Source organism: Izhakiella australiensis (assembly GCF_002006995.1).
GTDB classification, from domain to species: domain Bacteria; phylum Pseudomonadota; class Gammaproteobacteria; order Enterobacterales; family Enterobacteriaceae; genus Izhakiella; species Izhakiella australiensis.
On sequence record NZ_MRUL01000014.1, the window covers coordinates 64,438 to 87,557 of the forward strand.

The window sequence follows — 23,120 nt, forward strand, 5'->3', positions numbered from 1 at the left end:
GATTCAGGCCTGCGGGCGGCGATCCAGCCGCTGGCGTAAGCGTTTTTTATCTACTTTACCCACCGGCGTCAGCGGCAGCTCATCCACCAGCTCAACGCGATCCGGCAGCTTAAATTCGGCGACGCCCTGCTCGCGCAAAAAACGGCGCACGTCTACCGCGCGCAGCGGGGCTTTCACCACCAGATAAGCGCAGCTTTTCTCACCCAGCAGGCTGTCGTCGATGCTAACCAGCGCCGCGTAGATCACCGCGTCATGGCGCAGCAGCAGGTTTTCGATCTCTTCTGCGGCGATCTTCTCGCCGCCGCGATTGATCTGATCTTTTTCCCGTCCCTGCACGGTGATGTAGCCCTGCTCGTCGATCGAGATCAGATCGCCTGAGCAGTAGAAACCGTGACGATCAAAAGCCTGAGCATTATGTTCCGGGCTGTTGTAATAACCGCGAAAGGTATAGGGTCCACGCGTCATCAGCCGTCCGACTTCGCCGTTTGGTAAAGGGTTGCCGTGTTCATCGGCGACCCATACTTCATCATCAGGGCTCATTGGCCGGCCCTGCGTATTGATAATGCGGTCCGGAGGATCGTCCAGCCGGGTATAGTTAACTAACCCCTCCGCCATGCCGAAAACCTGCTGCAGCTGACAGCCGATTTCATCCTGAATACGCGCGGCCAGGGTGGCAGACAGCCGCGCGCCGCCGACCTGTAGCAGCGTCAGCGAAGCCAACGGCTGATTGCCTCCCCACTCCCTGATGGCTTGCAGCCACAGGCTTACAGCAGGTGGTACCAGCGCCGTCACGTTAATCTGATGGCGTTCAATCAACGCAAAACACAGCGTTGCGCTGGGATCGGCCGCCAGCACTACGCAACCTTGGGCGAGAAAAACCCCCAGCGCGCCCGGTGAACTCAACGGATAGTTATGGGCGGCGGGCAGCGCGCAAAGATAGCGCGTATTGTGATCAAACTGGCAAATCTCGTTACTGCGGCGAATGCTGTAGTCATAATCGTTGTGGGTGCGGGGGATAAGCTTCGGCGTGCCGGTGCTGCCGCCGGACAGCTGAAAAAAAGCCACTTCATCGCTGGCAGATGGCGAAGCGACAAAATCAACGGCCGGTCGTTCAATGGCAGCATCCAGATTATATTCACCGCTGTCGTTGCGCAGCAGCACCACGCGCAGCGAACGCTGCTCATCAACTAAGACGTTCAAAAACGCGTTATCGGTGAACAGCGCGTGTTGGCGATCGGCAATCAGCAGCGCCGGTTGAATTTGCGTGGCATAGGCGGTCAGCTCGCTGCGCTGATGGCTAAACAGCGCATTAACCGGCGCAACACCGATTTTCAGCAGGGCAAACAGCGTAATGTAGAACTCGGCAACGTTGCCAAGCTGCACTAAGGCCGTTTCCCCCGCCTGCAAACCCGCACGTTTCAGCGAGCAGGCCAGGTTATCAGCCGCCTGGTTTACCTGGCGATAGCTGAAATGCCGTTCACCCTCTATCAGCGCCAGCGCATCGCTTTCACCGTGGCGGGAAAGGATGTCGGTCAGCGGTAAATCCTGCCAGTAACCTTTTTCACGATAGCGCGCTGCCAGATCGTCCGGCCAGCGGCTGTAAGGAATACGCATATTTTGCCTTTTATTTATTAGTGCAAACCGAAAACGTTAAGCATGGTGGCCAGCTTGACGCCGGTTTCCCGCCACTCGGACTCCGGGGAGGAGGCCGGTACAATGCCGGCGCCGGCAAACAGACGCACCTGATTTTCACGCAGACGGGCGCAGCGGATGGTAACAACCCATTCGCCGTTGCCCTGGTCGTCGCACCAGCCAACAATGCCGCCGAACAGCTGGCGGTCAAAAGGCTCAAGCTCATCAATCAGCCGTTTCGCCGTCTGATGCGGAAAGCCGCTTAGCGCAGGGGTAGGATGCAGCAGACAGGCAAGCGCCAGCGCGTTTTGCCCGGCATGGGCAGTGCCTTCAATCAGCGTTGCCAGATGCCAGAGTGTGGGCGTGGTGATCAGCTGTGGAGAATCGGGAACGCTCAGCCGTTGGCAGCAGGGATCCAGCACCCGGCGCATCGCCTGGATAACCAGCTGATGCTCATGGCGATCTTTTTCTGAGGCCAGCAGCCTGTCTCCCGCCTCTCTGTCCAGCGCCGCATCGCCCTGCCGGCGTGCCGAGCCTGCCAGCGGCAGCGAACTGAAGCGGTCCCCTTGTTTACGCAGCAGCAGCTCCGGGCTGGCGCCTAACAGCACGCCGCCATCCGGCAGCGGTACGTGAAAATTAAAGCTGGCCGGATTCTGCGCAACCAGCCGCGTCAGCAGCTGGCGGCTGTCGGGGGCTTTATCAGTAGTAATGTCAATCAGCCTTGAGAGCACCACCTTATCCACCTCTGGCGTGGCGGTCAGGCCGGCGGCGCTGGCTACCATCGACTCGAAGCGCTGCTGTGCCGGAATTTCCTTACGCTCGATAATATTCATCGCCGCAGGCTCTGGCGCCTGTGCGGCCGCCTGCTGTTCTTCGCTGCGCGTGAAGGATTCACAGCGTTGCGGTATGAACAGCGCCGAGGGCTGGCTGGTATCGAAAGGAATCGCGCCGACGACAACCGGATTAACGATGCCGGCCGCTCTGGCCTGTGAAAAGGCCTCAGCTGTCTGCCGCTGAAAAGCGCCGTCCATATTACCGCCATCGGCAGCAGGCAGAGACAAGCGCCGGAAGCAGCCGGAGGTGGTAAAACAGCGATGGGGCGACATAAAGAAAAAGCTGTCGGGCTTCAGCGATGCTGAAATCCCCCGGATGGTGCCTGAACTTGACGTTTCCATACTACCCCCACAGAAACGATAACGGTATTAATAATGGTTATCATTTTTATTTTGGTTTGGTAACCTAAATTTAAACGTCCTGTATGTCAACCTTCTGACCGCATACAGCGCGAACGAAGCTTGCTTCTCCAGCAGCTGATAACCAAAATGCGATGTTTTCATCGGCACAATAAGGATCTTATCCGTGAACTTCTCTTCTTTATGGCGCAACGTCTGGCTGGCAGCGGCTCTGCTGGTTGTCGGAACTGGTGCCGCCCGGTCTGCTGACTGGCCACGGCAAATAACCGATAGCCACGGCAGCCATACGCTGGAACATAAGCCGCTGCGTATTGTTTCCACCAGCGTCACCCTGACGGGATCGCTGCTGGCCATTGATGCGCCGGTCATCGCCAGCGGCGCCACCACGCCCAATAATCGCGTCGCTGACGACCAGGGGTTCCTGCGCCAGTGGGGCAGCGTCGCGAAAGCGCGAAAATTGACGCGCTTATATATCGGCGAACCCAGCGCTGAAGCGGTCGCCGCGCAGATGCCCGACCTGATTCTGGTCAGCGCCAGCGGCGGCGACTCGGCGCTGGCGCTTTACGACCAGCTGTCGCAGATTGCGCCAACCATTGTGGTCGATTACGGCGATGAAAGCTGGCAGGCCCTGCTCACCCGACTCGGTGCCATCACCGGCGAGGAAAAACAGGCTGCCGCCCGCATTGCCAGCTTCAATCAGCGGCTAGCCGAAGTAAAACAGCGTATTAAACTGCCGCCTCAGCCGGTCAGCTCTCTGGTGTATACCGCTGCGGCGCGCAGCGCCAATCTGTGGACGCCGGAATCGGCTCAGGGAAAACTGTTGCAGCAGCTGGGAATGACCCTCGCAACGCTGCCGGCGGGCCTGCACGGCGGCCACAGCCAGGGCAAGCGCAGCGATATTATTCAGCTGGGTGGCGAGAATCTGGCGGCGGGGCTGAACGGCCAATCGCTGTTTCTGTTCGCGGGCGATAACAAGGACGCCGACGCGATCTACGCCAACCCACTGCTTGCTCATCTGCCTGCGGTACAGCACAAGCGTGTTTATGCCCTGGGCAGTGAAACCTTCCGCCTCGATTATTACAGCGCCATGCTGATACTCGATCGCCTCAACACCCTGCTCGCCCCCGGTCAGTAATCGCTACCCGACAGGCCACGCGGCCTGTCTGGGGCTATGACTGCGGCACCATCGTCTGACGAAACCGCCGCAGCTCGCGCAGCAGTAGCAATAACATGACGCCGCACAACACCAGCGCCCAGCCGCTGGCGCTGGCCGATCCGGCTGGCGTCATAATCGCGCCCAGCCCGCCGATCAGCGCCGCGCCGATAGCGTCGCCGGTCACGTTTTGCGCCGTCCACAGGCCGTTAATCCGCCCCAGCATCGCTTCCGGCGTCTGAGTTTGGATCAGCGTGTATTGCAGCAGCGAGCTAATGGCGCTGAGCCAGCCGAACGCCGCCAGAAACAACGCGCCCAGCCCCCAGAACGGCATCAGGCTGAACAACGCAATAGCGATAAACGAGCCAATAGTGGTTAACAGCATCACCCGGCCGGGACGAGATGTTTGCGCCAGCTGCCCGCTGGTCAGCGCGCCCAGCGCCGCCCCCAGCGGAATGGCGGCATACAGAATGCCAATCGCGGCGGTGGACATCTGCCAGTGAATAGCCAGCGCCGGGTAAAGCACCCGCACCGCACTGGCCATTGTCAGCAGCGCGCCCAGCAGCGCAATACCGCCAATCAGCGGGCTGTTGAACAAAAATCTCACGCCCTCAAGCAGCGACTTCAGGGGATGAACGCGCTGCTGAGGCGGCGGCGGGATCGCGGGTAAACGCAGCAGCGTCAGGGTGGTGATAAAGGTGCCGGCGGCGGCAAGGGCGTAGTTCCAGCTCAGCCCGCAGGTCGCCAGCAGCAGGCCGCCGATCATGGGTGAAATCACCGATCCTAAACGCACGGTCAGCATGGTAATCGCCCCGGCCTGCATCAGGTTATCCCGGCCAACCAGCGCCGGCGTGGCCGCCAGCAGCGCCGTTACCCCGATAGAGGCGAAAAATCCATCCCAGATCCCCAGCAGATAAATGGCAATCAGCGAAGGCTGAGGCAGCTGAGCATTTAGCCACAGGCCGATAAAGCCGAGGCCGCAGGTAGCGCGCGCCAGCAGGATGAGCTTTTTGCGCTCGTAGCGGTCCGCCAGCACCCCGCCGGCCATCATGCCGATAAACATCGTGCAGCCGGTTAAGGTGACCGCCAGCCCGACCTGCCAGGTAGAGTGCGTCATCATCTGTAGCTGAACCGGTACCGCCACCCCTAATAAGCCCAGCGATAAAATGGAGATAAAACGTGCCAGAAAGACCGCACGAAAAGCCGGATTGGTTTTCAGCAGGCTCATATTTAACAGCCAGGATTGTCGATTCATCTACTGCGCCCTGATACTTTTTTCATACTGTTCCGCAAGCGCGCATGCTAACATAAACGAATAAGATAAATAACGATAACTATTATCATTATCAATGCCACGGAAGCTGTTATGTTGTTTTCTCCGACCGTGATGCGCATCGTTAACGTATCCGCGTTGCTAATATTGTTGCTGCTAGCCGTCTTACTGAGTCTGGCTATCGGCGCAAAACCTTTACCCCTGTCGGTGGTGACTAACGCTCTGGTCGGCAGTTGCCAGAGCTCAGATTGTATTATCGTGCTGGACGCCAGGCTGCCGCGTACTCTGGCCGGCCTGCTGGCCGGCGGCGCGCTGGGCCTTTCCGGCGCGCTGATGCAGACCCTGACCCGTAATCCACTGGCCGACCCGGGTATTCTGGGGGTCAACGCCGGCGCCAGCTTTGCCATCGTGCTCAGCGCAGCGCTGCTGGGCGTTTCCTCGCCGCAGGGGCTGCTGCTGGTCGCCTTCTGCGGTGCCCTGGCCGCCTCGCTGCTGGTCGCCTTTACCGGTAGCCAGGGCGGAGGACAGCTCAGTCCGGTGCGCCTGACGCTGGCAGGCGTCGCTTTCGGCGCCGTGCTGGAAGGGCTTTCCAGCGGTATCGCCTTGCTCAACCCTGACGTATACGATCAGCTACGTTTCTGGCAGGCCGGTTCGCTGGATATTCGCACCCTGCAAACGCTGAAAATTGTCTTAATTCCGGCGCTGATTGCCGCCGCGCTGGCGCTGATGTTAAGCCGCTCGTTGAACAGCCTGAGCCTGGGCAATGATGCCGCCACTGCGCTCGGCAGTCGGGTGGCGCGTACCCAGCTTGCCGGTCTGCTGGTGATTAGCGTGCTGTGCGGCAGCGCCACCGCGCTGGTCGGTCCCATTACCTTCATCGGCCTGATGATGCCCCATATCGCCCGCTGGCTGGTGGGCAGCGATCACCGCTGGTCGCTGCCCGTCACCCTGCTGGCCACGCCGGTTCTGTTGCTGTTTGCCGATATCATTGGCCGCCTGCTGGTTCCCGGCGAGCTCCGCGTCTCGGTGGTCAGCGCCTTTATCGGCGCGCCGGTGCTCATCTGGCTGGTGCGCCGCCAGGCGGGAGGACGCAGACGATGATCGCCACCTCCCGCCGCTTAATCATCAGCGGCTTGCTGCTGCTGAGCGCCAACCTCTTGCTGAGCTTATGGAGCCTGCGCAGCGGCAGCGTGTCGCTGGAGCTTAATCAGGTGCTTGATGCGCTGCTGGGTAACGGCCCGCACGCGGTCAGGCTGGTGGTGACCGAGTGGCGCCTGCCGCGCGTGCTGATGGCGCTGTTAATCGGCGCCGCACTTGGCGTCAGCGGCGCCATCTTTCAGTCATTGATGCGCAACCCGCTCGGCAGCCCTGATGTGATGGGCTTTAACACCGGCGCCTGGAGCGGCGTACTGGTGGCGATGGTGATGTTCGGCCAGAACCTGACCGCCATCGCGCTGGCGGCGATGGCCGGTGGCATACTCACTTCGCTGCTGGTCTGGCTGCTGGCCTGGCGCAACGGAATTGAAACCTTCCGGCTGATTATTATCGGCATCGGCGTGCGCGCCATGCTGATTGCCTTTAATACCTGGCTGCTGTTACGCGCGACGCTGGAGACCGCGCTGTCGGCTGGCTTGTGGAATGCCGGTTCGCTCAACGGACTGACCTGGGCGAAAATCTGGCCCTCAGCGCCGATAATGGCCTTAATGCTGCTATGCGCCGCGCTGCTGGCCCGTCGCATGCGCATGCTGGAAATGGGCGATGACAGCGCCTGCGCGCTCGGAGTGCGGATCGAACGTTCGCGCCTGCTGCTGCTGCTGGTCGCCGTTACGCTGACGGCCGCGGCCACCGCGCTGGCCGGGCCGATCTCCTTCATTGCGCTGGTGGCGCCGCATATCGCCAGGCGCATCAGCGGCAGCTCACGCTGGCTGCTGCTGCAGTCGGCGCTGTGCAGTGCTTTGCTGCTGCTGCTGGCAGATTTTTGCGCCCAGCGGCTGCTCCTTCCCTACCAGCTGCCCGTCGGCGTCGTGACGGTCAGCATCGGCGGCATTTATCTTATCGCGTTGTTAATTCAGGAGTCCCGTAAACGATGAGCGAAACCGAGACGCGCCTGCGCGGCGAGCGGCTAACGCTGGCGTATGGCAAAAAGCGCATTGCGGAAAATCTGACGGTCGCCATTCCCGACGGTCAGTTCACGGCGATTATCGGCCCTAACGGCTGTGGTAAATCAACGCTGCTTCGCACGCTGAGCCGCCTGATGACCCCGCAGCACGGGCAGGTTTATCTTGATGGCGAACAGATCCAGCGCTACGCCAGCAAAGAAGTAGCCCGCCGCATCGGCCTGCTGGCGCAAAACGCGACCACGCCGGAAGATATTAGCGTGCGCGAGCTGGTGGCGCGCGGGCGCTATCCGCACCAGCCGCTGTTTACCCGCTGGCGCGACGAAGATGAACGGGCGGTAGTCCAGGCGATGGAGGCTACGTCCATCACCAGTCTGGCAGAGCAGAGCATGGATACCCTGTCCGGCGGCCAGCGCCAGCGCGCATGGATCGCCATGGTGCTGGCGCAGCAGACCGCCATTATGCTACTGGACGAACCGACCACCTGGCTTGATATCAGCCATCAGATCGATCTGCTGGAACTGCTGAGCGAGCTAAACCGCGAGCGCGGCTATACGCTGGCTGCGGTGCTGCACGATCTTAATCATGCCTGCCGCTACGCCACACATCTGATTGCACTGCGCGATGGACAGGTGCTGGCACAGGGCGCGCCCGGCGACATTGTTACCGCCGGGCTAATCGAGGCAGTTTACGGCCTGCGCTGCACCATCATCGACGATCCGGTCAGCCACACGCCGCTGGTTGTACCGCTGGGGCGCCGTCAGTGACAGCCCTGGCGATCATACCTGCGCCCCGCCGCCGGGTCTGACGGCAATCTCGCAGGCGGGCAGCTAAGCCGCGCCCGGCTGCGCCGCTGCTATCTTTTACGCCACTAAGCCTGATTCAGCAGCTGACTTAACACCGGTCCAATCGCCTCAAACGCCGCTGGCGAGATAATATCCACGTGCGCGCAATCCTGACGGTAGATATCCAGCTCAGCGATCCACGGCGCCCAAACCTCCGCCGGGTCCATGCCTGTCTTAAGCGTGCGCTCTGCCACAAACAGCGTGGCTTTCCCGGCAAAGTTGGCGCTGCGGGCCGTGGTTAACAGCCGCACCGCATCGTCATAATTGCCTTCAATAGCGCTGAACAGCGCTTCAGAGGTCTGCCCCTGCTGCTGCGCGGCCAGAAACGCCTCGCGCTCGCGATTAATTTCCGCCAGCACTGCCGGGTCCGGCCCTCTGGCTTGTTTATCCGTCCAGTTCTGCGACTCTGGCGGCCAGGTATCCAACAGCCCAAGGAAAGCCACCTTTTCGCCACGGGCGCCAAGCCGCGCGGCGATACCCTGAGCCAGGGTGCCGCCCAGCGAGTAGCCGAGCAGATAATAGGGACCGCGCGGCTGCTGCTCCAGCAGGGTCGCCAGATGGCGATCGCACACCTCATCAAGGGTTAACGCTTGCTGCATCGGTCCATCCGGGCGCGGCGACTGAATGCCGGTAATCGACCAGCGCGCATCGAGATAGCGCGCCAGCACGCTAAACTGCCAGGCAAAGCCCGAAGCGGGATGAAAACAAAATAGCGTCGGCCCGCTACCTTCACGCAGCGGCAGCAGCGCTTCATGCCCCAGACGCTGAGCCTGTTCGTCGCTGAGGGCGGAGTCCAGCAGCGCGCTCAGCTTCGCCACCGTCGGTGCCACCATCACCTGCCCCGGCGTGACCTGGCGCCCGCCTGCCCGACTGAGCTGCGCCGCCAGCCGCATGGCCAGCAGCGAATGGCCGCCCAGGGCGAAGAAGTCGGCGCCCACGTCGTTAATTACGCAGCCCAGCAGCTGACTGAACGCCCGGGCAACCAGCCGCTCATTATCAGACTGCGGGGCAACGCCGACGGCGTTTGTCTCCAGCGTCGGTAACGGCAGCGCCTTCCGATCCAGCTTGCCGTTGGCGCTGAGCGGCAGCGCCTCAAGTTGCAGCAGCACCGCAGGCACCATATGCGGCGGCAGCTGCTCGCTCAGCTGCTGACGAAGCTCGCTCAGCGCCAGCGGCTGCCCCGACGCGGAAACCAGATAGCCCACCAGCTGACGCCCGTCGCCGTCGCCGGCGACCGCCTGATTAATCACGCAGGCGTGAGATACCGCCTGCGCCACATCCGACAGCCCGGACATTACCCGGTCAATTTCACCAGGTTCGATGCGCTGGCCGCGGATTTTCAGCTGATCGTCGCTGCGCCCCAGATACTCAACCGCGCCGTTCTCCAGCCAGCGCGCTACGTCCCCGGTGCGATACATCCGCTCGCCGGGTGCAAAGGGGTCAGCGATAAAGCGGCTGGCGCTGAGATCCGGTCGTCCCAGGTAGCCCTGTGCCAGCTGGACGCCGGTCAGGTAAAGGTCGCCGGCTACGCCAAACGGCGTCGGGCACATCATGGCATCAAGAATGCGCAGGCCTGTGTTCCACACCGGATAGCCGATCGGCACGCTGCTGCCGCCAACCGCCGCCAGCCCGTCGCCGTACGCCGGATACCAGCTCACATCCACCGCCGCTTCCGTCGGACCATACAGATTATGTAATGCCACCCCAGTAAGCTGCTGCCACTGCCGGCACAGTGCCGCAGGCAGCGCTTCGCCGCTGCAAAAAACGCGCTTCAGCGTGCGGCAACAGCCGCTGTTTTCCGACGTCAGCGCCGCCACGAACGCCGCCAGCATTGAAGGCACAAAGTGGGTGGTCGTCACGCCGAAGCGCTGAAAGAAGCGCTGCATAGCCAGCGGATCGCGGTGGGCGTCCGGCGGCGCCATAACCAGCTGAGCGCCGGCGATAAACGGCCACCAAAATTCCCAGACCGACACGTCAAAGCTGCTGGGCGTCTTTTGCGCCACGACGTCCTGCGCCGTCAGCGGATAGCTGTCCTGCATCCAGAGCAAGCGGTTAACAATAGCCGCTTGTCCCACCATGACGCCTTTCGGTCGCCCGGTAGAGCCGGATGTGAAGATGACATAGGCGCTATGCTGCGGTCGCGACAGCGCCAGCGGCGAACCGTTGTCGGCTGACAGCGGTTCCTCATAGCAAAGGGTTTCCAGCCCGGCAAGATGACTGAAACGGGCTCGCTGATAGGCCGAGGTTATCAGCAGCGATGGCCGGGCATCCTCCAGCATCATCTGCAAGCGGTCATCGGGATAGCCGGTATCCAGCGGCAGCCAGGCCGCGCCAGCCTCAACCACGCCGTGCAGTGCCAGGGTTAAAAATACCGAGCGCGGCAGCGCCACCGCCACCACGTCGCCGGGCTTCACTCCGCGCTGGCGCAGCAGGTTAGCCAAGGCAACCACCTGTTCGCGCATTTCCCGATAGCTAAACTGCCAGTGGCCATCTGTCAGCGCCGGCGCATCGGGGGTTTTCTCCACCTGCTCCGCGACCAGCGCGCTAAGGGTAATTTCCCGCACCGGGCGCGCGGTGTCATTAATCCTTGTCAGCCGCTGATGTTCCTCAGCAGAGAGCAGATCGACCTCGCCACAGCACAGCTGCGGCTGGCGCTCAAACTGGGCGATCATCGCCTTCAGACGCGCGACCTGTGCAGCCAGCGTCGGCTGGTCATAGCGTTCACGGTTAGCCAGTACTTCGATAATCAGCGCCCCGGACTCCTGCGGTAGCAGCGCCAGCTCAAGATCGTTGACCGGACCTGAGGCGAGGGTATGGGTGACGGCGCTGATGCCCTCAAGCCCCAGCTGATTTTCAAACACTTTAATATTGAATACCGGCCCGAATAGCGCTTCACCAACCCCGGCTTTACCGCTGTCGCGCACGATTTGCTCAGCATCATAGCGCTGATGACGACGTATTTTTTTCAGCTGCGCGGCAAGGCGTAGCGCCAGCTCCGGCAGGGTTTCCGCCGCGTTCAGGCTGACCGCCAGCGGCAACACGTTTAGCACCGGACCGCTGGCCGTTAACGCCACCGACCCCATGCGCCGCATAAAAATAAAGCCCGCAGCGTAGTCGGTGCGGCCGCAAAGGCGGCCTAACCAGAGCGCCGTTAGCGCCAGCGCCAGATCGGTCAGTTGACAGCCGGGGGCTTGTTCAGTCAGGCGCTGAAGCCCCTGACCGACGGGGAACTTCATACGCCAGACGGCGCTGGTTGACGGCCGTCCCGGCAGCGGCGCGGAGGATAACGATGCCGGGGCGGGCAGCGCGCGGCGCTGCTGCGCCCAAAACAGCTTATCGCGCTGCCAGGCCTCGCTCTGGTAGTAGCGCTGATACTCTTCCACCACCTCTTCAAACGCAACAAAAGGCGAAGCTGGCGTCGTTTCTTCCCGCTGCCAGGCGCGATAGATGGCGGCGATCTGGCGACTGATAGCGGCGAAGCTGAAACCATCGACTAAAAGATGGTGATAACGCTGATACCAGAACCAGCGATTATCGCCCAGCCGTAGCAGCTGATGTTTCACTAACGGTCGGCCGCTTTCAATGCGCAGTTCAGCGGCAATATCCGCCTCCATCAGCGCCAGCGCAGCCGCATCAGGCTCTGCTTCGGCGCGCAAATCACGCCACTGCGGCAGCGCAAAATCCGTCGTCTTATCGACCCACTGCCAGACTTCCCCCTCCTCTGCGGTAAATCTCATGCGCAGGGTATCAGCCTGTTCAAGCCCGGCGGCAATCGCCTGACCAAACAGCTCGACGTCCAGGTGCCCCTCCAGCTCAACGTAATGCGCGACGCACCAGGCATTTGGCAGGTTTGACAGTTTTTCCGCCATCCAGATGCCGGGCTGCGCCGCCACCAGCGGTAAACGCTTCATCATTACGGCTCCTTAGCGGGCAAAACTGGCGGGTGACAGGGTTGTCCAGTGGCGATTAAGCCATGCCTGGCAATCCTCTGCCGATTGGGGTTGCTGAACGATGTCCCATCCCGCCGGCAGAGCGCACTGCTGCGGCCAGAGGCTGAACTGCTGGTGAGCGTTGCGTAAAATATAGAAGTGCCCTTGCGCATCATCGAAAGGGTTAGTGAATTGCATAGCGATCTCCTGTCGTCGCTGCTGTTTGTTACGCCGCAGGGAGCAACGGTTGCCATAGCTGCATCAGTCCGGAGGTCAGCCCTCCGCGCCAGCAGAGCGCATCGTGGCCGCCGTCGACCTCACGCCAGAATACCGGCTGTCGCAGGCGCTTCAGCTGCGTCAGCAGCGACTGATTAGCAGCAAAAATGATCGGCTCACGCACGCCAGCCTCCAGCCAGATACGTAGCCCCTGGGGCTTAAGCTCTCCGTTCTCAAGCTGCTGAATAAGCTGTCCGGACTGATGACCGTCGCGCTGCGGCCACCAGTAAGATCCCGACTGGCTGAGCACGCAGCCAAAGCGCTGCGGCCAGTTCAACCCGGCAAACAGCGCCGCCAGCCCGCCGAAGCTTTGCCCGGCGACCAGCGTGCGTTCCGGGCGATCGCTAAACGGCGCGATAGCCGCCACCTGCGGCAGCAGCTCCTGTTGCACAGCCAGCCAGAAATCGTTATTGCAGGGAAGTTCAAGGCCGCGCCGGGCGGTATCAATCGCATCGATCAGCAGATAAACCGCCGCGGGCAGCTGATTGTCAGTGGTCAGCGACGCCAGCGCAGGCCATACCGGCATGCTTTGCGCCCAGAACTGACCGTCGAGCAGGATGGCCAAAGGCCGCTCTTCCACGGCCTGTTCTCCGGTGGTGTAAATCCACACCCGGCGTACGTTATTAAGCCGCGCGCTGCGCCATTCAATCTGTCGCGGCGGCGTAAAGGCGACGTCATGGTTCTCCCAGCCGGGCTGTTGCGCCGCCTGCGGCATGGTCAGCGCCGATACGCCATGTCCGCGCCCGCCCTGCCAGCTGTGAGGATTTAACGGATCGGCCACGGCGCGCGGCAGCAGATGGCGCCAGCCTGCGCGCAGCGCTGCCGAATCCGGCGCGCCGGAGAACGCCTGCGGGGGAAAATCATCCTCCCGCGTGGAAGGAATAAAGCAGTAGCTACCGCGCCAGCCCGGGGTCATACGCGTCTGCCAGCGCCAGACGTCGGTACCGGCAATGCGCGCTAAGCTTTGCGGAACCGCATTTTGATGGTGATCGGTAACGCCCGTAATGTATATCCACACGCGGCGAACGGACGACGTCTGCTCCGTTCCCGCCGGGTCTCGCCACCAGAAAGTTACCTGACAGTCGCCATTTTCCTCGCACCACTGAGGCCCATTCAGGGTATCCCACCAGGCGTCACTTCCGATCGTTAACAGATCCCGCACTATAACCCCATGTTTAATCTGTGTTTTCCATTATACCATTCAAAACAATTGATAATATTATTGATAAGTATTTGCATTTGCAATAGCGTATTACCGCGCTTTTACCATAGGCGCCAGAAAACATAATCATGTCAGGGATTGCCTGTGCTCTCGTGGTGCACTTACGCAAATTTCTGACGTTCATTGAGTCGTCGCCCTTCCCATTCGGGACGGAGTCGCAGGGACAGACGCAATCGAAAGCAGGAATGACAATGAAAAAAATTAGCTCCCTGACCTTATTGGTCAATCTGGGAATTTACGGCGTGGCATTGCCTCTGCATGCCGGGGAAACGAGTAGCAGCAGCACTCCTCCGGAAGCGACCATGGTAGTCACCGCCGAGCAGCAAAACCTTCAGGCACCGGGGGTTTCAACCATTACCTCCGATGAAATTCGCAAACGCCCACCGGCGCGCGATATATCAGAAATTATTCGCACCATGCCGGGCGTTAATTTAACCGGTAACTCAAATAGCGGTCAGCGCGGTAATAACCGCCAGATTGATATTCGCGGCATGGGTCCGGAAAACACCCTTATTTTAATTGACGGCAAGCCCGTCACCAGCCGCAATGCGGTACGCCTTGGCTGGCGCGGCGAGCGCGATACCCGTGGCGATACCGGCTGGGTACCGCCGGAGCTTATCGATCGTATTGAAGTCATCCGTGGTCCGGCCGCGGCGCGCTACGGCAACGGCGCTGCCGGCGGCGTGGTGAATATCATCACCAAAAAAGGCGGCGATGAATGGCATGGTTCCTGGAATACCTACTTCAACGTCCCGCAGCATAAGGATGAAGGCGCGACCAAACGCACCAACTTCAGCCTCAGCGGCCCGCTGGGCGACGATTTCAGCTTCCGCATGTACGGTAATCTTGCTAAAACGCAGGCCGATGCCTGGGATATCAACCAGGGACATCAGTCCGAGCGTACCGGCATCTACGCTGACACCCTGCCCGCCGGGCGCGAAGGCGTGGTGGATAAAAATATTAACGGCGTGCTGCGCTGGGAATTTGCGCCGATGCAGTCGCTGGAACTTGAAGCCGGTTACAGCCGTCAGGGCAACCTGTACGCCGGCGATACGCAAAACACCAACAGCAACCAGCTGGTAAAAGAGAACTATGGCAAAGAGACCAATCGTCTCTACCGCCAGAACTACTCGCTAACCTGGAACGGCGGCTGGGATAACGGCGTCACGACCAACAACTGGGTGCAGTACCAGCATACCCGTAACTCGCGCACTCCCGAAGGCCTGGCCGGCGGCACGGAAGGGATTTTCGATCCGAACGCTACCGAAAAATATACCGATATCGATCTCAATGACGTCATGCTGCACAGCGAAGTCAGCATTCCGTTTGACCTGTTGGTCAACCAAAACCTGACCCTCGGCAGTGAATGGAGCCAGCAGCGGATGAACGATACCTCATCCAACACCCAGACTTTTATGGGCGGCAACATTCCAGGCTTCAGCAGCAACGATCGTAGCCCCTATTCACGCGCAGAGATCTTCTCGCTGTTCGCCGAAGACAATATGGAGCTTACCGACACCACCACCCTGACGCCAACGCTGCGCTTTGATCACCACAGCGTCGTCGGCAACAACTGGAGTCCGGCGCTCAACCTGTCACAATTGCTGGGCGACGACTTTACGCTGAAAATGGGTATCGCCCGCGCCTACAAAGCACCAAGCCTTTACGAGACCAACCCTAACTACATTCTCTACAGTAAAGGACAGGGCTGCTACGCCAGCGGCAACGGCGTTGGCTGCTATATGATGGGGAACGATAACCTTGATGCCGAAACCAGCGTCAACAAAGAAATTGGCCTGGAGTATAAGCATGAAGGCTGGTTAGCCGGCGTGACCTGGTTCCGCAACGATTATCGTAACAAGATTGAAGCGGGCTATGCGCCGATCGGTCAGACCTCTGTCACCGGCCGCGGCGGCACAACCTATACCGATATCTACCAGTGGGAGAACGTGCCGAAAGCGGTGGTCGAAGGGCTGGAAGGGACCTTTAACATTCCGGTCAGCGATAGCGTCACCTGGACCAACAACATTACCTGGATGCTGCAAAGCAAGAATAAGCAAACCGGCGAGCGCCTGTCGATTATCCCGCAGTATACGCTCAACTCCACCCTGAGCTGGCAGGTGCGCCAGGATCTGTCGTTGCAGTCGACCTTTACCTGGTACGGCAAGCAGCAGCCGAAAAAATTCAATTATCAGGGACAGCCTGCCACCGGGCCGGAGACCACCGAGCTTAGCCCTTACAGCGTTGTCGGTCTGAGCGCCACCTGGGATGCCACGAAGAATGTCAGCCTGACCGCCGGCGTGGATAACCTGTTCGACAAGCGCCACTGGCGCGCCGGTAATGCGCAAACCACCGGCGGCGATCGCGGCTACATGGACGGTGCTGGCGCAGCGACTTACAATGAGTCCGGTCGGACCTGGTACCTGAGTCTCAATACTCACTTCTGACAGGGTTGCGCCCTCCTCCTTGCGGGAGGGCGCAGTAAAATCATCGCTGGCAAAGAAGGGTAAATATGGACGTGCAGCACACCGTCTTCTCTGTTGCCGGTTACCCGCTTCACCGTATCGATTTTAATCCGCAAACCTTCAGCGACGCGGATTTGCTCTGGCTTCCCCATCACCATCAGTTGCAAAACGCCGTCAGAAAGCGCAAAGCGGAGCACCTTGCCGGACGCATTGCTGCGGTCCACGCCCTGCGCGATCGCGGCCACAATCAGATACCTGCCATCGGCAGCCAGCGCCAGCCGCTGTGGCCGCCCGGGCTGTTTGGCAGCATCAGCCACTGCAATAGCACGGCGCTGGCGCTGGTTGCGTCTCATCCCGTCGGCGTGGATATTGAAAACATCATGACGCCGACGCTATGTGAGGAGATCGCCTCCATCATCCTCAACGAGGATGAACGCCGAATCCTGCTCGCTTCGCCGCTTCCCCTGACAACTGCGTTAACCATCGCTTTCAGCGCCAAAGAGAGCCTGCTTAAAGCCTTGTGCGCGCTGGCGCCGCCGCTGGGAGATTTTACCGCTGCGCGCCTCGTTGCCATCAGCGCAGACAGCGTTCAGCTGATTATTTACCCGACTGAAAACCCGCGCTTTAACGGACGCCGCTATCGGGTATGCTGGCAAAGCGACCACCACCATATCGTCACCCTCTGCGCCGCCGCCTGAATCCGGCCCGCCCGCTTAGCGGACGTTGCTATCGCGCGCCATGCAGGCTATCTCTATTACGATGGCAAAACCAGCGCGCAGCCTAAACACCGGACGGGAATAGCAATGCAAACCTATGACGTTAAAAGGATCCTGGAGAAAGCGGCGCGACCGCAGGCGTTTTATCCCTTTTTCACAAGCTATATCCGCCGGGACGATATCAGTCTGGCTCACGCCCTGGACGTTTTGCGCGTCTCAGGCATTTATCTCAACCGCTTTTCAGTGCAAACGCTAACAGCTTATAACGATAATTTCAGGGTTTGCATCGACGCGCTGTTGCAGGTTTTTCCGCAGCAGCATCAGGAAATAGCAGCCTTCGAACAGCAATGTCGGATGATGCACGATCTCAACAACGCCTTTTTCCAGTCAATTACCGGCAATAACATCTGGAATAAACGTCACAGCCAATCGCGCTCGCTGGCGGTCAATTTCATTGTCTTTTGCGAAATATATCTGTCATCCATCAATGCCGTACTGATGAGAGCCGACCCGCGCCGGGTTGAAAAGGCCTTCCCGCTGTTTATTCTGCCGCCGAACATTGCCAACGAGAGGCATGCGGATGTGGAGAAACTGAAGGTTATCAGCCGGGCAATTGATGAAATCGTTTTCTATACCGGCAAAATATTCGCCTTTATTCGCGGCGCCGACCCCATGAAGCTGAGCGTTGCGCTGGAAAAAAGATCCCTGCTGTCATCGGTGAAATATCTCAACGAGTGGAACCAGTTTGATTCACTGAGCCGCATCAGCGATTACTTCCGCTTAAGCAAGGCGACAATTACTCCGCTAAACGATCGGGAATACCGCCTCGATACCGATAATGCCTGCCTGTACAAAGATTACGAAGTCGCCCGCTGCCGGCTGATGATGCGGGCGATAAATCTGGATAATGAATTGCGTAATGCGATGGGCAATAACGAGCCGATCGTCGACACCGTGCCGTCTTACCTAACGCGCGACGGCCTGTTCGACGCCGTCTTGCTAAGCCAGCTGGAAAACATGGCTCCGCAAGATCTGCACGAGCAGTACGGCGGCGTATCGCTGTATGACTGGGTTCATGCCTACCGCAGCCTGGTGGCGCTGGCGGCGGCGGAAATGAAAAGCAGGCTGTCCGCCAGAAAGCCTATCCCCCTTGATGCCCACCGCTGGCTGATAGTAAAAAGCCGCCGCGGCTGGATAGATCTGTTTTGCAAACGGGGCCTGTCAGCAGCGGCCGCCGCGCTGGTCACCGATTACTTCACCTTCAACAAGCAGGCTCAGGATCTCAACGACTGTCCGTTTATCGCCTGCGAAGGCGGGCTGTGCCTGATGCCGGCGCTGGTCGCCAGCAGCTCGGCCACCCGCTCTTTAATGTCACTCTTCAGCGCGAAAAAAATTAACCTGACCCGTAAAGGCAAGTTTCACGAACAGCAATTTCTGCAGATGGTGCAGCAAGCGGGGATCCCGGCCCGATCGCTTGATGCTCATAAAGATTTTGAATGCGATTGCCTGATGATTATCGACGATCATCTGGTGTTTACCGAACTGAAATCGAACGGCAATCCCCTCCATTACGGCAGGTACTACCAGACAGTCTGCAATATTACCGGCGACGCTTCGCGCATCCCTGACAACAAAAATAAAATGATGCGCTCCTGTGTCGACCAGCTTAACCGCTGCGCCGATCATTACCTGCAGCATCCCGAGGTGATTACCGCAGCCTTTGGCCTCGCCGCTTCATGGCGGGCAAAAGGCGTGGTAAAAGTCATTGTCACCACCACCACCCTCGGCGGCGTCTACCATGTTGATGACTGCTATGTTATCGACAAGCTCTCAATAACCAGCTTTTTTCACCGGGCGTCGGGAACGGTTTACCGCGCAGCAACCCGAGAAGAGGTGGCGAAAATTCAGCAGCCGGGCTATCAGTTCTGCGAGGGCAGGATAACCATCGACAAACTGCGAGGCTACCTCGCGGCGCTGCCCAGCATTAACTTTACCCGCCAGCATGTAAAAAAGCTGACTTATAACGTCGGGTTCGGCGACATACTGATCCATTATCCTTACTACGACCCCTGGCCCGCGGCGCCCTTTATCCAGACTGGCGAGCTGAACAGCGCCGACGATCGGTAACGCGCCAGCGCGGCGTCGGCCCGGCAGCAACATCACATCCCGCTGACGTAGCCGCCGTCAACCGGCAGAACCGCGCCGGTAATATACTGCGCCGCATCGCTGCTGAGAAATAAGACCGCGCCGACCAGATCTTCAGCCCGTCCCCAGCGTTTCAGCGCGGTGCGATTGCTGATATGTTCTGCCGCCGCGGGATCGCGCCACAGCGGCTGCGTCATATCCGTTTTATGGTAGCCCGGCGCTACGGCATTGACGCGCACGCCCTGCGGACCATAGCGATGCGCCAGCGCGCGCGTTAAGCCCGTTACGCCGCTTTTGCTGGCGCAGTAGGCCGGCACCAGCGCATCGGCCAGGTAGCTCAGCATCGAGGCCACGTTGACAATCGATCCCCGACTGGCCAGCAGCTGCGGCATGACCTGCTGACTCAGCCGCATCACGCTGTTGAGGTTGACCTCCATCACCTGCATAAAGGTCTCCTGCTGGTATTCGGCCTCCGGCCGGGCAATGCCGGCCGCGTTAACCAAAACATCCAGTCGCGGCAAATCCTTCAGCGCCGCGTCAACCTGCTGCCCATCGCTGACATCTATCAGACGAAACTCAATGGCGCGGTCCGCCGCGTCCTGGCGCCGGGAGGCCAGCTTCTGCGCCGAGCTTCCGCTCGCTATCGTTGTGGCCCCCAGCCGGGAAAAGCCACGCGCAATCTCCAGCCCGATACCGCTGCTGCCGCCGGAAACCAGTACCGTTTTACCGGCAAACAGGCCGTGGTGAAACACCTCTGCAAACATGCTGCCTCCTCTTAGTTCCGCAGTTGCTCCAGCGCGGCAATGACTTTTTGCGGCGTGATCGCCACCGCCTCGTTATAGATAATCTCGCCGGGCCGGCAGGCGCGTTCAGCGATCAACGCCAGCTTTTCCGGCGTCGCGTCGGCGATCCCCAGCTGAGCAAGGCTAACCGGCAGCCCTACGCTTTGGCAGAACTGTTTAACCTGCTGAAAAAATGCCTCGGGCGCCTGCTGGAGCTTCAGCTCGGCCAGGGTACCGAGCGCCACCTTTTCGCCATGCAAAAAATCGTGCGTTTCATGTAGCTGGCACAGGCCATGATGGATGGCATGCGCCGCCGCCACGCCGCCCGATTCAAAGCCGATGCCGCTCAGCAAAATATTGGCTTCAATAATACGTTCCAGCGCATCGCCCGGCCGCTGTTCGCGGCACTCTGCCAGCGCCTGCGCCCCACAGGCAAACAGCGTATCAAGGCACTGGCGCGCCACGGCCCAGGCAACCGGCAGCCCGCGAACGCCAAAAGAATTATTGCTGTTGCTCAGGCGGCAGGCCTCTGCCTCGCAAAACGTCGCCAGCGCATCGCCCATGCCGGCGACCAGAAAACGCGCCGGCGCCTGGGCAATCAGCGCGCTGTCGACCAGCACTAAATCAGGATTGCGCGGCAAAAACAGATCATATGCCACGCTGCCGTCCGGGTTATAGATCACCGCCAGCGCGCTGCAGGGCGCATCAGAAGCGGCGATGGTCGGCACGATAATGCTGGCGCAGCGCTGATGCCAGGCCACCGCTTTGGCGGTATCCAGCGCCTTGCCGCCGCCGAGGCCCACCACAACGTCGGCCTGATAGTCCACGGCTGCCTGACGCAGGCGGTTAATCTCCTGTTCCGTGCAGTCGCCGCCGTGGCGCTCAAGCTGCACCGCCGCCAGATTTTTACAGGCCGCGCGCAGCGGCTGCTGCCAGTTATCCCAGACCCCGCGATCGACAATCAGCAGCGCCCGCTGGCCGAAAACCGCGATTTCCTCGCCCAGCCTCGCCAGCGCGCCGGCCCCCTGCAAGTAGCGTCCGGGAAAGCGAGCGCCTTTAATCGGTGTGAGGTTACCAGCAGACATAGCCACCATCCGCCAGCACGATTGAGCCGGTCATCAGGCTGGCGGCCTCGCTCGCCAGAAATAACACCACCGATGCCACCTCATCAGGGCGCCCCAGGCGCTGCATCGGCGTACCGCCCACCCAGTAATGATGCATCTCAGGATCCTCGTTAACATAGGCAGTCATCTCGGTAGCGATGTAGGTCGGCGCCACCGCATTGACGCGCACGCCGCGTCCGGCCCACTCAGCCGCCAGCGAACGCGTCAGATGATGTACCGCCGCTTTCGAAGCGTTGTACTGCGACTGCTCCTGCGGCCGGTTGACGATATAGCCGGACATTGAACCGATATTCACCACCGCGCCGCCGCCCGCTTCCAGCATGCCCTTGCCGAAAGCGCGGCAGCACCAGAAGACACCGTTCAGGTTAACGTCGATCACCTTCAGCCAGTCGCTGTCGCTCATGGTTTCCGCTTTTTCGCAGATAGAAATGCCGGCGTTATTCACCAGAATATCGATGCGCCCATAGCGCTGCGTCAGCCGTTCGCTCAGCGCATTCACCGCATCCGGCTTGGTCACGTCCAGCCCGTAGCTGTCGACCTCGTACCCTTTATCGCGCAGGCCGCTTGCCGCGGTTTGCGCTCGCTGCTCATCAATATCGGTAATCGCCAGCTTTGCGCCCGCCTCAGCCAGCGCCTCGGCAATCGCCAGACCGATACCGCGCCCCGCGCCGGTTATCACCGCACGCTTGCCGCTGAGATCAAATTTTTCCAGATACATGTTTTCTCCTGTGGATCAGTCGCCGTTTAGCGCCAGCGCATCAAGCTGGTGGTACAGGGCCTGACTATTGAAATAGATCTGATTGAACACCGGCTGCATACGCTGATAGATAGCCTGCCACGCCGGATCGGGTTGAATTTCGTCGCTGTAACGCACGAAGCGGTCCGCCGCCTGCTGTGCGCTGGCGGCGTGCCCTACCGCCACCGCCGCCAGCGCGGCACAGCCCAGTACGCTGCATTCCGCCTCCTGCGGAACCACGATCGGCACGCCGTAAATGCTGGCTTTGATTTTCAGCCACAGCGCCGAGCGCGCGCCGCCGCTCGACGCGACAATGCGCTCCAGCTTTTGTCCGGTGGCCTGCTCCATCACCGCAATGTGGCGCGCGGCGGCAAAAGCAACCCCTTCCATCACCGCCCGGTGCAGCTCAGGCAGATGATGGTTCGCCGCCAGACCAAAGAATTGCGCGCGGGCATTACGATGCTGCCCGAGTCGCTCACCGGTCAGATAAGGCAGGAAGAACAGACCGCGAGCGCCCGCAGGCGCCCGGGTCGCCAGCTGGTTTACTTCGGCATAGCTCAGAGTGTTGTCATGCAGGGAGCGTCGCGCCCAGCGCATACCGTCACCGCCGGTTTCCAGCAGCACAAAGGGACCCCAGTCGCCCTGACAGGTGGCGACGTTGGAGATTTCGGCGTCCAGCAGCGGCTGCGACGCGATAGTGGTGATAATGCAGGAAGTACCGGTAACGTCGGAGCCAAGACCGGGACGCGAAACGCCCGAGCCGAGTAGCGCCATCGGATAGTCGCCGCCCCCCACCAGCACCGGGGTCTGCGGGCGCAGGCCCAGCATGGCGGCCACCTCTGGCAGTAATCCGCCCAGCAGCTCGGCCGGCTGGCGGATCGGCGGCAGCAGATCCGGCGACAGACCCATTCTGTCGAGCATCACGCCAGACCAGTCGCCGGTTTGCGGATCCATCAAAAAACTGCAGGAGGCTTCGGTGCGATCCTGCGCCAGCTCCCCGGTCAGACGAAAGTTAATAAAATCTTTCGGCATCAGCACCACGGCGGTGCGCGCCAGCGCGTGCGGCTGATGATCACGCAGCCACTGCAACTTAAATCCGGGCCAGGCCGGCGTGGCGGGGTTACCGCTGTGCCGCAGATAATCCTCAGCGGCAAACTGCTGTTCAAACGCCTGTACCTGCGGCGTGGTGCGCTTGTCATTCCATAGCATCACCGTGGGATTTACCAGTTCGCCATGGCTATCCAGCAATACGGTACCGTGCATCTGACCGCAGGCGCAGATGGCGACGATGCCGTCGCGCGCGTCGGGATACTGGCTGATCAGTTGGCGGATGCTGACCACCACACCTTGCCACCACTCTTCCGGCGCCTGTTCTGACCAGCCGTACTGCGGCACCCGCTGCTCATGCTCGTGGCTGGCAATCGCCACAATATCGCCCTGGCGGTTAACCAGCGCCGCCCGGGCGCTGCCGGTGCCGACATCTATTGCGAGGTAGTAATCCATCATTCACTC

The 23,120-nt window shown here is 60.4% G+C and carries 17 protein-coding genes; 7 read left to right on the forward strand and 10 right to left on the reverse strand.

Going from position 1 to position 23,120, the window contains the following annotated elements:
- Nucleotides 1–3: 3 nt before the first annotated feature.
- Both entE and entC read right to left on the reverse strand, forming a co-directional pair.
- Nucleotides 4–1,614 (reverse strand): (2,3-dihydroxybenzoyl)adenylate synthase EntE, encoded by a 1,611-nt coding sequence (entE, locus tag BTJ39_RS17605; protein WP_078003994.1) that lies wholly within the window; start codon nt 1,612–1,614, stop codon nt 4–6.
- Nucleotides 1,615–1,631: 17 nt separating this feature from the next.
- Nucleotides 1,632–2,807 (reverse strand): isochorismate synthase EntC, encoded by a 1,176-nt coding sequence (gene entC, locus BTJ39_RS17610; RefSeq protein ID WP_078003995.1) that lies wholly within the window; start codon nt 2,805–2,807, stop codon nt 1,632–1,634.
- Nucleotides 2,808–2,991: 184 nt separating this feature from the next.
- Here entC and fepB point away from each other — a divergent pair, with 184 nt between their 5' ends.
- Nucleotides 2,992–3,960, forward strand: coding sequence for a Fe2+-enterobactin ABC transporter substrate-binding protein (gene fepB, locus BTJ39_RS17615; protein ID WP_078003996.1), 969 nt, complete (start codon nt 2,992–2,994; stop codon nt 3,958–3,960).
- 34 nt (nt 3,961–3,994) lie between these two features.
- Here the strand turns inward: fepB and entS are convergent, their stop codons facing one another.
- Nucleotides 3,995–5,233: an enterobactin transporter EntS gene (gene entS / locus BTJ39_RS17620; RefSeq protein ID WP_078003997.1), complete on the reverse strand. Its 1,239-nt coding sequence runs from the start codon at nt 5,231–5,233 to the stop codon at nt 3,995–3,997.
- Between the two features lie 111 nt (nt 5,234–5,344).
- Here entS and fepD point away from each other — a divergent pair, with 111 nt between their 5' ends.
- From fepD to fepC, 3 genes are read left to right on the forward strand one after another with little or no spacing between them, the layout of a single operon-like run.
- A complete protein-coding gene (gene fepD / locus BTJ39_RS17625; RefSeq protein ID WP_078003998.1) occupies nt 5,345–6,352 on the forward strand; it encodes a Fe(3+)-siderophore ABC transporter permease in 1,008 nt (335 codons plus the stop codon).
- Nucleotides 6,349–7,341 carry an iron-enterobactin ABC transporter permease gene (fepG, locus tag BTJ39_RS17630; RefSeq protein ID WP_078003999.1) on the forward strand — a complete coding sequence of 331 codons (993 nt, stop codon included), beginning with the start codon at nt 6,349–6,351 and terminating at the stop codon, nt 7,339–7,341. Before fepD ends, fepG begins: the two co-directional genes overlap by 4 nt.
- A complete protein-coding gene (gene fepC / locus BTJ39_RS17635) occupies nt 7,338–8,135 on the forward strand; it encodes an iron-enterobactin ABC transporter ATP-binding protein (protein ID WP_078004000.1) in 798 nt (265 codons plus the stop codon). Before fepG ends, fepC begins: the two co-directional genes overlap by 4 nt.
- 104 nt (nt 8,136–8,239) lie before the next feature.
- Here fepC and entF read toward each other — a convergent pair whose 3' ends face one another.
- Genes entF through fes form a run of 3 tightly spaced genes read right to left on the reverse strand, consistent with a single transcriptional unit; the run spans nt 8,240 to nt 13,571 of the window.
- On the reverse strand, nt 8,240–12,127 hold the full coding sequence (gene entF / locus BTJ39_RS17640) for an enterobactin non-ribosomal peptide synthetase EntF (RefSeq protein ID WP_078004001.1): 3,888 nt from the start codon (nt 12,125–12,127) through the stop codon (nt 8,240–8,242).
- A gap of 9 nt (nt 12,128–12,136) precedes the next feature.
- Nucleotides 12,137–12,340 carry an MbtH family protein gene (locus BTJ39_RS17645; protein ID WP_078004002.1) on the reverse strand — a complete coding sequence of 68 codons (204 nt, stop codon included), beginning with the start codon at nt 12,338–12,340 and terminating at the stop codon, nt 12,137–12,139.
- Between the two features lie 28 nt (nt 12,341–12,368).
- On the reverse strand, nt 12,369–13,571 hold the full coding sequence (fes, locus tag BTJ39_RS17650; RefSeq protein ID WP_096777760.1) for an enterochelin esterase: 1,203 nt from the start codon (nt 13,569–13,571) through the stop codon (nt 12,369–12,371).
- Nucleotides 13,572–13,831: 260 nt separating this feature from the next.
- Between fes and BTJ39_RS17655 the strand changes: the two genes are divergently transcribed.
- From BTJ39_RS17655 to BTJ39_RS17665, 3 genes are all read left to right on the forward strand, one after another.
- Nucleotides 13,832–16,087: a TonB-dependent siderophore receptor gene (locus tag BTJ39_RS17655; protein WP_078004004.1), complete on the forward strand. Its 2,256-nt coding sequence runs from the start codon at nt 13,832–13,834 to the stop codon at nt 16,085–16,087.
- A 65-nt stretch (nt 16,088–16,152) separates the two neighbouring features.
- Nucleotides 16,153–16,803: an enterobactin synthase subunit EntD gene (gene entD / locus BTJ39_RS17660; protein WP_078004005.1), complete on the forward strand. Its 651-nt coding sequence runs from the start codon at nt 16,153–16,155 to the stop codon at nt 16,801–16,803.
- Between the two features lie 105 nt (nt 16,804–16,908).
- Nucleotides 16,909–18,948, forward strand: a complete 2,040-nt coding sequence (locus tag BTJ39_RS17665) for a hypothetical protein (RefSeq protein WP_078004006.1) — start codon at nt 16,909–16,911, stop codon at nt 18,946–18,948.
- A 32-nt stretch (nt 18,949–18,980) separates the two neighbouring features.
- On the opposite strand, the gene BTJ39_RS17670 is transcribed toward BTJ39_RS17665, so the two are convergent.
- The 4 genes from BTJ39_RS17670 to BTJ39_RS17685 are packed head-to-tail and all read right to left on the reverse strand — an operon-like array spanning nt 18,981 to nt 23,114.
- Nucleotides 18,981–19,730 (reverse strand): SDR family NAD(P)-dependent oxidoreductase, encoded by a 750-nt coding sequence (locus BTJ39_RS17670; RefSeq protein WP_078004007.1) that lies wholly within the window; start codon nt 19,728–19,730, stop codon nt 18,981–18,983.
- 11 nt (nt 19,731–19,741) lie between these two features.
- The gene (locus tag BTJ39_RS17675; RefSeq protein ID WP_078004008.1) at nt 19,742–20,833 is read right to left on the reverse strand and encodes a glycerol dehydrogenase; all 1,092 of its coding nucleotides are present in this window, start codon (nt 20,831–20,833) and stop codon (nt 19,742–19,744) included.
- Nucleotides 20,820–21,590 (reverse strand): SDR family NAD(P)-dependent oxidoreductase, encoded by a 771-nt coding sequence (locus tag BTJ39_RS17680; RefSeq protein ID WP_078004009.1) that lies wholly within the window; start codon nt 21,588–21,590, stop codon nt 20,820–20,822. The genes BTJ39_RS17675 and BTJ39_RS17680 overlap by 14 nt, the downstream gene beginning before the upstream one ends.
- A 15-nt stretch (nt 21,591–21,605) precedes the next feature.
- On the reverse strand, nt 21,606–23,114 hold the full coding sequence (locus BTJ39_RS17685) for a xylulokinase (RefSeq protein WP_078004010.1): 1,509 nt from the start codon (nt 23,112–23,114) through the stop codon (nt 21,606–21,608).
- Nucleotides 23,115–23,120: the final 6 nt, after the last annotated feature.

What these genes read in the sequence shown, in the direction of transcription:
- entE (WP_078003994.1), bottom strand. Translation starts at nt 1,614, where the DNA reads ATGCGTATTCCTTACAGCCGCTGGCCGGACGATCTGGCAGCGCGCTAT.
- entC (WP_078003995.1), bottom strand. Translation starts at nt 2,807, where the DNA reads ATGGAAACGTCAAGTTCAGGCACCATCCGGGGGATTTCAGCATCGCTG.
- entS (WP_078003997.1), bottom strand. Translation starts at nt 5,233, where the DNA reads ATGAATCGACAATCCTGGCTGTTAAATATGAGCCTGCTGAAAACCAAT.
- fepD (WP_078003998.1), top strand. Translation starts at nt 5,345, where the DNA reads ATGTTGTTTTCTCCGACCGTGATGCGCATCGTTAACGTATCCGCGTTG.
- fepG (WP_078003999.1), top strand. Translation starts at nt 6,349, where the DNA reads ATGATCGCCACCTCCCGCCGCTTAATCATCAGCGGCTTGCTGCTGCTG.
- fepC (WP_078004000.1), top strand. Translation starts at nt 7,338, where the DNA reads ATGAGCGAAACCGAGACGCGCCTGCGCGGCGAGCGGCTAACGCTGGCG.
- entF (WP_078004001.1), bottom strand. Translation starts at nt 12,127, where the DNA reads ATGATGAAGCGTTTACCGCTGGTGGCGGCGCAGCCCGGCATCTGGATG.
- BTJ39_RS17645 (WP_078004002.1), bottom strand. Translation starts at nt 12,340, where the DNA reads ATGCAATTCACTAACCCTTTCGATGATGCGCAAGGGCACTTCTATATT.
- BTJ39_RS17655 (WP_078004004.1), top strand. Translation starts at nt 13,832, where the DNA reads ATGAAAAAAATTAGCTCCCTGACCTTATTGGTCAATCTGGGAATTTAC.
- entD (WP_078004005.1), top strand. Translation starts at nt 16,153, where the DNA reads ATGGACGTGCAGCACACCGTCTTCTCTGTTGCCGGTTACCCGCTTCAC.
- BTJ39_RS17665 (WP_078004006.1), top strand. Translation starts at nt 16,909, where the DNA reads ATGCAAACCTATGACGTTAAAAGGATCCTGGAGAAAGCGGCGCGACCG.
- BTJ39_RS17670 (WP_078004007.1), bottom strand. Translation starts at nt 19,730, where the DNA reads ATGTTTGCAGAGGTGTTTCACCACGGCCTGTTTGCCGGTAAAACGGTA.
- BTJ39_RS17675 (WP_078004008.1), bottom strand. Translation starts at nt 20,833, where the DNA reads ATGTCTGCTGGTAACCTCACACCGATTAAAGGCGCTCGCTTTCCCGGA.
- BTJ39_RS17680 (WP_078004009.1), bottom strand. Translation starts at nt 21,590, where the DNA reads ATGTATCTGGAAAAATTTGATCTCAGCGGCAAGCGTGCGGTGATAACC.
- BTJ39_RS17685 (WP_078004010.1), bottom strand. Translation starts at nt 23,114, where the DNA reads ATGATGGATTACTACCTCGCAATAGATGTCGGCACCGGCAGCGCCCGG.